Annotated in this window: 10 protein-coding genes; all 10 read right to left on the bottom strand. The window is 42.9% G+C overall.

What is annotated here, in order from left to right; all coding sequences use genetic code 11:
* Window positions 1-99: 99 nt before the first annotated feature.
* Complete coding sequence (locus IEY40_RS05700; protein WP_188954186.1) at window positions 100-696, bottom strand: hypothetical protein; 597 nt, start codon at window positions 694-696, stop codon at window positions 100-102.
* A 248-nt stretch (window positions 697-944) separates the two neighbouring features.
* Window positions 945-1,421: a transcription elongation factor GreA gene (gene greA, locus IEY40_RS05695; RefSeq protein WP_188954184.1), complete on the bottom strand. Its 477-nt coding sequence runs from the start codon at window positions 1,419-1,421 to the stop codon at window positions 945-947.
* A 227-nt stretch (window positions 1,422-1,648) separates the two neighbouring features.
* On the bottom strand, window positions 1,649-4,870 hold the full coding sequence (carB, locus tag IEY40_RS05690) for a carbamoyl-phosphate synthase large subunit (RefSeq protein WP_188954182.1): 3,222 nt from the start codon (window positions 4,868-4,870) through the stop codon (window positions 1,649-1,651).
* 22 nt (window positions 4,871-4,892) lie between these two features.
* On the bottom strand, window positions 4,893-6,050 hold the full coding sequence (carA, locus tag IEY40_RS05685) for a glutamine-hydrolyzing carbamoyl-phosphate synthase small subunit (protein ID WP_188954589.1): 1,158 nt from the start codon (window positions 6,048-6,050) through the stop codon (window positions 4,893-4,895).
* Between the two features lie 173 nt (window positions 6,051-6,223).
* Window positions 6,224-7,036, bottom strand: a complete 813-nt coding sequence (gene dapB / locus IEY40_RS05680; protein WP_188954180.1) for a 4-hydroxy-tetrahydrodipicolinate reductase — start codon at window positions 7,034-7,036, stop codon at window positions 6,224-6,226.
* A gap of 73 nt (window positions 7,037-7,109) precedes the next feature.
* On the bottom strand, window positions 7,110-7,727 hold the full coding sequence (bamJ, locus tag IEY40_RS05675; protein ID WP_188954178.1) for a BamJ family beta-barrel-assembly machinery protein: 618 nt from the start codon (window positions 7,725-7,727) through the stop codon (window positions 7,110-7,112).
* 81 nt (window positions 7,728-7,808) lie between these two features.
* Window positions 7,809-8,615 (bottom strand): M48 family metallopeptidase, encoded by an 807-nt coding sequence (locus tag IEY40_RS05670; protein WP_188954176.1) that lies wholly within the window; start codon window positions 8,613-8,615, stop codon window positions 7,809-7,811.
* Window positions 8,616-8,720: 105 nt separating this feature from the next.
* A complete protein-coding gene (locus IEY40_RS05665) occupies window positions 8,721-9,953 on the bottom strand; it encodes a DEAD/DEAH box helicase (protein ID WP_188954174.1) in 1,233 nt (410 codons plus the stop codon).
* 111 nt (window positions 9,954-10,064) lie between these two features.
* On the bottom strand, window positions 10,065-11,195 hold the full coding sequence (gene dnaJ / locus IEY40_RS05660; protein ID WP_188954172.1) for a molecular chaperone DnaJ: 1,131 nt from the start codon (window positions 11,193-11,195) through the stop codon (window positions 10,065-10,067).
* Window positions 11,196-11,306: 111 nt separating this feature from the next.
* Window positions 11,307-13,229, bottom strand: a complete 1,923-nt coding sequence (gene dnaK / locus IEY40_RS05655) for a molecular chaperone DnaK (protein WP_188954170.1) — start codon at window positions 13,227-13,229, stop codon at window positions 11,307-11,309.
* Window positions 13,230-13,342 lie beyond the last annotated feature (113 nt).

The raw sequence follows: 13,342 nt of genomic DNA, 5'->3' as shown, positions 1-13,342 counted from the left end.
AAATGCATAGCGAACGATAAAATGCTTAAAGCAGTTATCTGTTGTTCACAATGAATCCATTAGCTGAACTAATAGAATGGATAGTCAAAGAAGCGTTAGTTAGCAGGTATGAGCGTATACAAAGAGTAAGTTTGATTCTTTCCAAGCGGAAATACGTGAAGGGCCTGATGTTGCTGATAATACCCAGTCTAATTGTGGACTGAAGTTAATTTGATAGCCGATTTCCAAGCTCGGGACTGGCGGGGAAACAAACTCATAGGCTAGTAGATAATTGGGGTTAACTTCATCAGATTGATGCTGAGCAAGATTTATGTAACGCGCAGAGTATGTCGGTACATAATGGATGTCATTTGGAGTCGGTTGCGAATTGATATCAGGATTCACACTATCGACACCAACATAGCCTAATAATGTTGTTTTTATATCAATTAAGCGTGGATTTATCACAACATTATTTGCAGTGATATCGGCGTTAAAACTATCAACAACATTTACCTGATTAACTACAGTAGGCAAATCGCAATTAGCCAAATTTAGTGAGGGTGTTACCACACAATCACTCAATAAAACGGTATTAAATTGCGGTGTACTGAGTTGAGCCGTCGACATTATTAAGACACGACTATTGATAAGGAAGAGTGACCCCAACCCCACAATAAGTAACATCAATAATATACGAGCCCAAGGAAACGTCATTTATACCTTAACGCATTAGCCTAGATGTACATTTTCATTAAACTATCTGTTGTTTTCAAGCGATAAAACAATCGATATGTAACGATAATGTAAAGAAGCCCGATATTAGCGATACCGTAGTTAATACGCAAATGAATTCTTATACATGTAACAACAAAAAACACTTACTGTGAGCAGTAAGTGTTTTTAATCAATGACAGAATATTATCAGTACACCAATTTGTCTAAACGACAAACCACAATGTGACCTAGATATATTTAACGGATATAATTTCGTAGTCAGTCAAACCGCCTGGTGTGGTAATAGACACTTCATCACCTTCACTTTTACCAATTAATCCACGAGCAATAGGCGAGTTAACTGAAATAAGATTTTGTTTAATGTCTGCTTCGTCATCACCGACGATACGGTAAGTCATTTCAGCATCTGTATCGATGTTTAAAATTGTTACCGTAGTACCAAAAATAACACGTCCGGTATTTTGTAGGGTCTGCACATCAATGATTTGTGCATTAGAAAGCTTGCCTTCAATATCACGAATACGCGCTTCACAAATACCTTGCTCTTCACGAGCGGCGTGATATTCAGCATTTTCTTTTAAATCGCCTAACTCACGAGCTGATGCAATGGCTTCAGTAATTTTTGGTCGACGATCAAATTTTAAAATTTCCAGCTCTTTACGCAATAAGTCTGCGCCAACAACTGTCATTGGGACCTTACTCATAATGTCTTTGTCTCCTTTAAAAACAAAAGCATCCCGTGCTGACGAAAAGTCAACACAGTAAAAATTCTATTGGAAGTACGCAATCGAGTTTGGCTGCGTCTTTGGGATGCATCTCTTCGATGATTAATGATAGCTTACCTAAGCTTTTAAAGACTTGCTAGTCATCCAACATCAAAATGTCATAAAAAAGGTCGCCATATGGCGACCTTTTATTAACGCGATATGATTTAGCCTACAATTCGCTTATGTAGCTCTTGTAATGAATTCACTTTAACCCGGTCATCTGCAGCATGCGCAAGGCATGTGGCAAAAGCAGCATTTAGCGTTGTCGTATAATTCACTTTGTAGCGTAATGCACCACGGCGAATTTGACGAGAGTCTTCAATAGCTTGACGACCTTCTGTTGTATTCACAATATAGGTATATTCACCATTTTTGATACGGTCCAAAATGTGCGGACGCCCTTCATGTACCTTATTCACTAAGCGAGGGTTAATCCCTGCTTCGCCTAAGATAATAGCGGTGCCGTGAGTTGCATCAATTTCGTAACCTAATTCAATAAGCTTCGCAGCTAAGTCTGATACACGTTTTTTATCACTGTTACGCACAGATAATAACGCGCGGCCTGACTTAGGCACTTCTGATGTCGCACCAAGCTGTGCTTTTGCGTAAGCTTCAGCAAAGGTCTCGCCCACGCCCATCACTTCACCCGTAGAGCGCATTTCTGGACCAAGCAATGGATCAACACCCGGGAACTTATTAAACGGCAACACTACTTCTTTAACCGAGAAGTAAGGTGGAATCACTTCTTTAGTAAAGTTTTGTGCTTTTAGGCTTTGACCTGCCATAACACGTGCTGCAATTTTAGCTAGAGGCACGCCTGTGGCTTTTGATACAAATGGCACAGTACGCGCGGCGCGAGGATTAACTTCAATCATATAGATTTCATTATCTTTCACGGCGAACTGTACGTTCATTAAGCCCACTACGCCGAGTTCAAAAGCAAGCTTTGTCACTTGATCACGCATTCTAGCCTGAATTTCGGCACTTAATGTGTAAGGCGGTAATGAACAACCAGAGTCACCTGAGTGAACCCCAGCTTGCTCAATGTGTTCCATAATGGCACCAACTACAACAGTCTCACCATCGCATACAGCATCAATATCGACTTCAATAGCGTCGTCTAAGAAGTGGTCGAGCAACACAGGTGATGCGTTAGACACTTTAACAGCTTCATTGAAGTAACGAAGCAAGTCTTGTTGGTCATAAACGATTTCCATCGCACGACCGCCCAATACATATGATGGACGAACCACTAACGGATAACCAATTTTCTCAGCTTCAATCACAGCACTTTCAACAGTAGTCACTGTCGCATTTTGTGGTTGCTTCATGTTTAGACGCTGAATCGCTTGTTGGAAACGCTCACGATCTTCTGCACGGTCAATGGCATCAGGGCTGGTACCTATAATCGGTACGCCAGCGGCTTCAAGCGCACGAGCAAGTTTCAATGGCGTTTGACCACCGTATTGCACAATTACGCCTTTTGGCTTTTCGATACGGACGATTTCTAACACATCTTCCAACGTGACCGGCTCAAAGTATAGACGGTCAGATGTATCGTAATCGGTTGATACGGTTTCAGGGTTACAGTTAACCATAATGGTTTCGTAGCCGTCTTCACGTAATGCTAGTGCTGCATGCACACAGCAATAATCAAACTCAATACCCTGGCCAATACGGTTTGGACCACCACCTAACACCATGATTTTGTCACGGTTTGATGGGTTGGCTTCACATTCGTCTTCGTACGTTGAATACATGTAAGCAGTGTCAGTTGAAAATTCAGCAGCACAAGTATCAACACGCTTATATACTGGGAAAATTTCATAACGATGACGTAATTTACGCACTTCTGCGTCGCTAACACCTAATACATCAGCAAGACGTGCATCAGCAAAACCTTTACGCTTTAACTTACGCAAAATGTCTTCGTTCAAACCTGACATGCCCAATTCAGCGACTTTGGCTTCATCTGCAATAAGGTCTTCAATTTGAACTAAGAACCAGTGATCAATATTGGTCAGTTTGAAGATTTCATCGCGCGATAAACCCGCACGGAATGCATCAGCAATATACCAAATACGGTCGCAGCCAGGCTCTTTTAATTCATGACGAATACGTTGTAAACCTTCAGTAGAGTTATAATCAACGATTGAGTCAAAGCCATTACGGCCAACTTCAAGACCACGAAGCGCTTTTTGTAATGATTCTTGGAATGTACGACCTATTGCCATCACTTCACCCACTGATTTCATCTGTGTGGTCAAGCGATCATTAGCACCAGCAAACTTTTCAAAGTTAAAGCGCGGCACTTTAGTCACAACATAATCAATGGCAGGCTCAAATGAAGCAGGAGTTTTACCACCGGTAATGTCGTTGCTGAGTTCATCTAATGTGAAACCAACAGCAAGCTTAGCGGCAATCTTTGCAATTGGGAAACCAGTGGCTTTAGAGGCAAGTGCAGATGAGCGCGATACACGCGGGTTCATCTCAATAATTACCATACGGCCTGTATTAGGACAAATACCAAACTGGACGTTTGAACCGCCCGTTTCAACACCAATTTCGCGCAATACGGCTAACGAAGCGTTTCGCATAATTTGGTATTCTTTGTCGGTCAATGTTTGTGCTGGAGCTACGGTAATAGAGTCACCGGTGTGCACACCCATTGGGTCAAAGTTTTCAATGGCACAGACGATAATACAGTTATCGTTACGGTCACGAACCACTTCCATTTCGTATTCTTTCCAACCAATTAACGATTCATCAATCAATAATTCGTTAGTCGGTGACAAGTCTAAGCCTTGAGAACAAATCTCTTCAAACTCTTCCTTGTTGTAAGCAATACCACCGCCGCTGCCACCCATAGTGAAAGAAGGGCGAATAATACATGGGAAACCCACCATGTCTAATACGCCATAAGCTTCTTCCATATTGTGTGCAATACCTGCACGCGGACAGTCTAAGCCAATAGCTTTCATTGCTTTGTCAAAACGGCTACGGTCTTCTGCTTTATCAATTGCATCGGCCGTTGCGCCAATCATTTCAACGTTGAACTCTTTTAGGACGCCCATTTCTTCAAGCTTCAAGGCGCAGTTTAGTGCTGTTTGTCCACCCATGGTTGGTAGAATCGCGTCTGGGCGCTCTTTAGCAATAATATTGCGTACTACTTCCCAATGAATAGGCTCGATATAAGTCGCATCGGCCATTTCAGGGTCTGTCATAATGGTGGCTGGATTAGAGTTCACCAGAATAACGCGGTAGCCTTCTTCACGAAGGGCTTTACAGGCTTGCGCACCTGAATAGTCAAACTCACACGCCTGACCAATAACAATTGGGCCGGCACCGAGTATAAGAATACTTTTAATATCTGTACGTTTTGGCATTGCGTCGTCTACTCCCAGATAATTACTTAGTGTGCTGACGGTATTGTTCAATTAGCTCGATAAAATGATCGAACAACGGTGCGGCATCATTTGGACCAGGGCTTGCTTCAGGGTGTCCCTGGAAGCTAAACGCAGGTTTATCGGTTAAGTGAATACCTTGAAGCGAACCATCAAATAATGATTTGTGAGTCACCTTAATATTGGTAGGTAATGTACTTTCATCAGCAGCAAAACCGTGGTTTTGACTGGTAATCATCACATTACCTTTTTCAATGTTGCTCACCGGGTGGTTTGCACCATGGTGACCAAATTTCATTTTTAAGGTTTTCGCGCCAGACGCTAATGCAAGTAATTGATGACCTAAACAAATACCAAAAACCGGAACATCAGTTTTTAAAATCTGTTGAATGGCTTCAATTGCATAGTCACATGGCTCTGGGTCGCCAGGACCATTTGACAAAAAGACCCCATCAGGGTTCATCGCCAGTACTTCTGCTGCAGATGTTTTCGCCGGAACAACAGTTACATCGCAACCACGGTCAACCAGCATGCGTAAAATATTGCGTTTTACGCCGTAATCATAAGCTACAACTTTGTATTTAAGTTCAGACTCTGGCGTATCAGACGGTAAACCACCGACTAATTTCCAGCTACCGTTACGCCATTGATAGGCTTTATCGGTAGTCACTTCTTTCGCTAAATCCATGCCTTTTAAGCCTGGGAACGCTTTTGCTTCCGCTAAGGCTTTTGCTTCGTCTAGGTCACCCACCATAATACAACCGGCTTGAGCACCTTTTTCACGCAAAATTCGAGTTAGTTTGCGAGTATCTATGTCCGCGATACCAACCACATTATTCGCTTTTAAATAATCGCTTAATGATTGTGTATTACGGAAATTACTCGCCATAAGCGGTAAGTCACGAATGATTAAGCCACATGCATGAACCGAATCCGATTCTGTGTCTTCATCATTGGTACCTGTGTTACCGATGTGAGGATAGGTTAATGTTACTATTTGGCGTGAATATGAAGGATCCGTAAGAATCTCTTGGTAGCCTGTCATTGAAGTATTAAATACTACTTCACCAACAGAAACACCGGTAGCACCAATTGATGTGCCAGAGAATACGGTTCCGTCTTCGAGTACGAGTAAGGCAGACTGTGTCAACGCGACCTCCAGAAAAGAGCCAAGCCACTGAAATTAAGTGTTTTTATTTTTCACTAAGATACCAATTTCCGCGTCATTACGAAATTTTGACAAATTCTGACGAGTATATAAGAAATAGGTAATAACGTCTATATTATGCAGGATTGTTTTCAAAAAAAAACACCAACAAATGGTGTTTTTTATTGTTAATGCAAACCAAGCACTTGCTGCATGTCATACAGACCTGCATTTTGATCTGAGAGCCAAAAAGCCGCTCTCATAGCCCCATTAGCAAAAGTCATTCGACTCGATGCCTTATGGGTTATTTCTAACCGTTCGCCTATATCAGCGAACATAGCGGTATGTTCACCCACTATGTCACCCGCGCGTACGGTTGCAAATCCTATTGTATTTCGGTCGCGTTCGCCGGTAATGCCTTCACGGCCATACACAGCACATTGCTCTAAATCACGACCTAAAACGTCGGCAATCACCTCGCCCATTTTTAACGCGGTACCTGACGGTGCATCTTTTTTATGGCGATGATGTGCTTCGATTATTTCGATATCCGTATAATCACCCATGACTTCAGCTGCAAGTTCAAGCAGCTTCCACATCACGTTCACACCAACAGACATATTAGGCGCTAATACCACAGGAACTTGTTCAGAATAAGCATTAATCTGCTCTTTTTGAGCATGATTAAAACCCGTTGTACCAATCACAATGGCTTTACGGTTTTTTGCGCACCAATCCAGATTAACAATGGACGACTCTGGAGAGGTAAAGTCAATCAGTACATCAAAGTCATTAACAACTGAATCAAGTGAGTCAGTGATAGCCACATTCATAGTACCAACACCTGCTAACTCGCCGGCATCAACACCAATAAGGCTTGATCCCACTCGCTCAATCGCAGCGCCCAATACAATCAGGTCTTGCTGCTTAGCAGATTCTATCAGTGTACGGCCCATACGGCCACTGGCACCAACTACAGCAATTTTCACTTTAGCAGTCATATACTTCTCCCAGTGTTGACCGAAAAACAACTTATACAAAAACGCCTAAGTTAACTTAGGCGTTTTTAATAGACTAGAGAATATCTAACAACTCAACTTCGAAAACCAAAGCCGAGTATGGCGGGATTGAAGCACCCGCGCCACGCTCACCGTAAGCCAAGTGATGTGGTACATATAATTTAAGCTTAGTTCCTACAGGCATTAACTGAAGAGCTTCAGTCCAACCGGCGATAACACCAGATACAGGGAACTCAGCAGGTTGACCACGAGTTACTGAACTGTCGAATACGTCACCGTTAAGGAAAGTACCGTGGTAGTGAGTACGCACAGTTGACTCATATGTTGGCTTTTCGCCATCACCTTGTACTAATACTTCATATTGAAGACCAGACTCAGTCACGGTTACGCCATCACGCTTTGCGTTTTCAGCTAAAAATGCATCACCTTCAGCAGTAGCAGCTGCAGAGGCAGCTTCTTGTGCTTCTTGTAAACGACGGCTGATTTCAGTAAAAGCAACTTGTAACTCTTCCATTGTTACTTGGCTTTCTGTACCGGCAAATGCATCAGCAAGACCAGCTTGGACAGCAGGGATATCAATACCTTCAAAAGAGTTTGCTGCTAGTTGCTCGCCCATTTGACGACCTACACCGTAGCTTGCATGCTGTTCCATAGTGCTGAACAAATCTGACATAATAAAGTTTCTCTCAATAATTCATTAAAAATTCGCACGAGAGTTTATCACAATAATCTACTCTCATGTTGGCAAAAAGTGCTATTTAACTTGAGCAATTTTACACTCAGTCAAAGACTGTTTTCTTGCCTGAGTATAAAGCGGCATCACTTGATTTTGTGCCGCTTGTAAGTCTTCAATACGATGGCTATGAGATGGGTGAGTGGAAAGTAACTCTGGACCTTGCGCGCCACCTGCTTTAGCCATATTTTGCCATAAACTAATACTCTGAGCAGGGTTGAAGCCAGCCTTAGCCATTAACTCTAATCCTACGATATCAGCTTCTGACTCCTGATTGCGGCCAAAAGGTAAAATAATACCCACATTTGCCCCTAATCCTAAAGCTGCCATATATAAGTCTTTGTTGGCTACGCCTGACACACCAATAGCAGCGTCGGCCACCTGCATACCTAAACCCGTTAGCTGTGCGCGTGACACTTGCTCGTTACCGTGCTGGGCTAATACATGAGCCACTTCATGCCCCATAACAGTAGCAAGTTGATCTTGATTACTCGCCACTTTTAGCAAACCGGTGTACACACCAATATGACCCCCAGGCAAAGCAAATGCATTGACCTGATCGGATTCAAACAATACCACATCCCATTGTTGAGATTGATCAGGCAGTACTGCAACAATGCGCTTTGCAACACAATTGACATAATCCGTTTGGGCTTTATTTTGGCTGATTTTCTCACTTTGCTTCATGGTGTCAAACGACTGAGCCCCCATCTGTTGCATTTGTGCATCAGAAAACAACAATGTTTGCCCACGTCCGGTCGGTGATTGGTTATTAACACATCCCGTCAATAAAGCTGATACTAATAAGGTTAGTGCAAATAGTTTCATTGTATCGTCCCTTAACATTCATTGAACTAAATTCAATCCGTAATCGATTTATTTTATACTATTACTAATGGCGTTTGCACCACAGCAATGAATAAGAAAACCCATCTAACGTGTTGGTTTACGTTTGCTAAAATCACTTATGCTGCGTTTGCTCGCCGTACGGCGATTAGCTTGTTTGTCCCTTGGGGCGCGTTTGCTGCTATCGCTAACCGGTTTATCCGTAACGGCAAAACCAGATAACTCATTTAAGGTTAAGCTTTGTGCTGTTAATGCTCTTATCGCTTCTAGGTAATCTATTTCTGAATGGCTAACTAACGATACAGCTACACCACTAAGCTCTGCTCTAGCAGTGCGTCCTATACGATGCACATAAACAGCTGCTTGTGCCGGTAGGGTCATATTAACAACCACAGGCAGCGCATCAATATGAATACCACGCGCGAGCACATCAGTAGCAACTAAAACATTAAGTTGCTTATTTTTGAACAATGCTAACGTTTGACTGCGCAGTGTTTGTTCCTTATCACCGTGCAATGCAGCTGCAGTAATACCAGCCTTGAGTAATTTTTTACATAAGCTATCAGCCTCATCTTTAGCATTTACAAAAACTAATACATGCGACCATTGATTGAGCATTATTAACTGTATTAATGCCTGTGCTTTACTGCCTTTATTGACCAGATATAGTATCTGAGCAATATCATCTACTGTACTATTCAGAGCTTGCGCTTCGATCCTCACACTCTTTTTTGACAATAACTGTGTAGCTAATTCGTTTAGTGCTATGGGCATAGTGGCAGAGAATAATAATCGTTGGCCAATAGGCATCGCGGCTATAATGGCATTAATATCATTAATAAAGCCCATATCAAGCAGCCTGTCGGCTTCATCGAGCACCACACTTTGCACATTGCTACACGTAATAAGGCCTTGTTGTATTAAAGCCAGTAACCGTCCTGGAGTCGCAACAATCAAATGGGCCGGCGTGCGTAAACGTTCAATTTGCAATTCAATTGCTTCACCGCCGCACACTACATCAAGCTGTAAATTTAATGCGCTAGCGAATGGGATTAGATTTTGCGTAACTTGCACGGCAAGTTCTCTGGTAGGCACAACAACCACAGCACATAAACCTGAAAGACCTTGCTGATTAATATTCTGCAAAATAGGCAATCCATAGGCATAGGTTTTACCACTGCCCGTTTGGGCTAATGCGAGTACATCTTGCCCAGCCAATATCGCAGGGATCGCCAATTGTTGAATACGACTTGGCTCAGTAATACTTGTAGGTAAGGCTTTCAAAAGTGGTGCACTGAGTGAGAATTGAGAAAATAACATTGCTAAAGCCTAATAATGACAACAAACCTAATATTACCCTTTGTACACACCAATAAAAAAGGCTGCTTACCAAAGTAAACAGCCTTTAACATGGTAGCTAAGAGGTCGCGATTAACTGTTTAAGTCTTGAAAGAACTTTTTTACGCCATCAAAAAAACCTTCCGCTTTGGGGCTGTGCTTTTTTGATTCGCCAGTTAATGTGGCTTCAAACTCACGCAATAACTCTTTTTGCTTCTCGTTCAAGTTAACCGGTGTTTCCATAACCACTTTACACAGCAAATCACCTACGGCGTGACTACGGACAGACTTAACGCCTTTACCGCGTAAACGGAACATACGCCCAGTTTGGGTTTCTGTTGGAATTTTAAGGCTCACTTTACCGTCTAATGTGGGTACTTCAATTTCGCCACCTAACGCGGCTTTACTGAACGAAATAGGCACTTCACAATATAAGTTGTTGGCATCACGGGTAAAGATTGCGTGTTCACGCACACTGACCTGAACGTATAAATCGCCTGGAGGTGCACCGAACTCACCCGCTTCACCTTCGCCGGTTAAACGGATACGGTCTCCGGTATCAACCCCTGCAGGAATTTTAACTGACAAGGTTTTGCTCTTTTCAACTCGACCTTCGCCATGACACTTACTACATGGGTCTTTGATAATTTTACCGCGACCATGACACGTTGGACAGGCTTGCTGTACAGCAAAAAAACCTTGACGCATTTGCACTTGGCCTTGCCCATGACATGTACCACAAGTGGTCGCCGAGCTGCCTTTTTTAGCACCGCTACCATCACATAGATCGCACGCTGCAAGTGTTGGAATACGTAACTCTTTGGTTAGACCGCGTACTGCTTCTTCTAATGACAATTCTAAGTTGTAGCGTAAATCGCTTCCGCGCGCAGCTTGACGTTGTCCACCGCCACGGCGTCCACCACCAAAGATGTCACCGAATACATCGCCAAAGATATCGCCGAAATCACCTTGACCACCGCCATGTCCACCACGGTTAGGGTCGACACCAGCGTGACCAAATTGATCATATGCCGCTTTTTTGTCGCTGTCGGTTAAAATTTCGTATGCTTCTTTAATTTCTTTGAAGCTGGCTTCTGCGGCTTTATCACCTGGATTACGATCTGGGTGATACTTCATCGCTAAGCGTTTGTACGCTTTTTTAATTTCGCGTTCGCTGGTGTCACGAGCAACACCGAGAACTTCGTAATAATCACGCTTTGACATAGTGTTCTGTTTCTCGAAGGTATGAGTAAGTCGCTAAACTTAATTTATACAAACGGGCGTGTGAGGATAGCCCCAACGCCCGCTTAAGTGGTAACTAACTGAAATTGTTAATTACTTTTTGTCGTCTTTTACTTCTTCGAACTCAGCATCAACAACATCATCAGCAGGCTTTGATTGGCCAGCATCATGTGCTTGCCCTTCTGCGCCGCCTTGAGCTTGCGCTTTAGCTTGAGCAATTTCCATTAACTTAGCAGATGCTTCGATAAGCGCCTGAGTTGCAGTGTCCATTGCTTCTTTATCTTTGCCTTTGATAGCAGTTTCTAGCTCAGCTACTGCCGCTTCAATTTTTTCTTTGTCGTCGCTTGGTAAATCGTCGCCTGCTTCTTCAACCTGCTTCTTAGTTGCGTGTACTAAGCCATCAGCTTGGTTACGTGCTTGAACTAACTCTTCAAACTTCGCATCTTCATCAGCGTGAGCTTCTGCGTCACGTACCATTTGCTCGACTTCTTCATCAGACAAACCTGAGTTTGCTTTGATGGTGATGTTTTGCGCTTTACCGGTTTTCTTATCGGTTGCAGATACTTTCAAAATACCGTCTGCGTCGATGTCGAAAGCCACTTCAATTTGTGGTTGACCACGTGGTGCAGGCTCAATACCGTCTAGGTTAAATTGACCTAGAGATTTGTTGTAGCTCGCTTGCTTACGCTCACCTTGAAGTACATGAATCGTTACTGCACTTTGGTTGTCATCAGCTGTAGAGAACGTTTGGCTCGCTTTCGTCGGGATAGTGGTATTCTTCTCGATAAGCTTAGTCATTACGCTACCCATGGTTTCGATACCAAATGATAACGGTGTAACGTCAAGTAACAGTACGTCTTTCACTTCACCAGACAGAACGCCAGCTTGAATTGCTGCACCGACTGCAACAGCTTCATCGGGGTTAACGTCTTTACGAGGCTCTTTGCCGAAGAAGTTTGTCACCGCTTCTTGTACTTTAGGCATACGAGTCTGGCCACCAACTAAAATAACTTCGTTGATGTCAGTTACTTTAAGATCCGCATCAGCTAGTGCAACCTTTAACGGCTCTAATGTACGTTGAATTAAGTCTTCAACCAATGACTCTAACTTAGCACGGGTAATCTTAACCACTAAATGCTTTGGACCTGTTGCATCAGCAGTGATGTAAGGCAAGTTAACTTCAGTGTGGTTCGTGCTTGAAAGTTCGATTTTTGCTTTTTCAGCGGCTTCTTTCAAACGTTGCATTGCTAAAGGATCTTTACGAAGATCTAAGCCCTGGTCTTTTTTGAATTCATCAGCTAAATAGTTGATCATACGGTTATCGAAGTCTTCACCACCTAAGTGAGTGTCACCATTGGTTGCTAATACTTCAAATGTTTGGTCGCCATCATTACTGTCGATTTCGATGATAGAGATATCGAATGTACCACCACCTAAATCGTATACTGCAACAATGTTGTCGCCTTGCTTCTTATCAATACCGTATGCTAACGCAGCTGCTGTTGGCTCGTTGATAATACGCTTAACATCAAGACCTGCGATACGACCAGCATCTTTGGTTGCTTGACGCTGTGAATCGTTAAAGTATGCAGGAACGGTAATTACCGCTTCTGTTACTTCTTCACCTAAAAAGTCTTCTGCTGTCTTTTTCATCTTTTTCAAGATTTCAGCAGACACTTGTGGTGGCGCCATTTTGTTGCCACGAGATTCAACCCATGCATCACCATTATCTGCTGCGATAATTTTGAATGGCATGATGTTTACATCGCGCTGAACTTCGTCATCTTTAAAACGACGACCAATTAAACGCTTAATAGCAAAGAATGTGTTTGCAGGGTTAGTCACTGCTTGACGCTTTGCTGGTTGGCCAACAATCGTTTCTTCATCGGTATATGCGATGATAGATGGCGTTGTACGATCGCCTTCTGCGTTTTCAATTACGCGTGCTTTGCCGCCATCAAGGACAGCCACACAAGAGTTTGTCGTGCCTAAGTCGATACCAATAATTTTGCCCATGGGGTCCTCCAGAATTGACGCTATTACGTCACAAATATGTTATTTGATGTTGATATGGGGATGAACTACGTATTTTTCAACCTTTTGGTTGGTAAATTTGTGGTTCACATTTC

This window comes from Shewanella ulleungensis, from assembly GCF_014648315.1.
GTDB lineage: Bacteria > Pseudomonadota > Gammaproteobacteria > Enterobacterales > Shewanellaceae > Shewanella > Shewanella ulleungensis.
The sequence above is the reverse complement of the archived record's forward strand: the minus strand, read 5'-3'. Positions and strand labels throughout refer to the sequence as shown.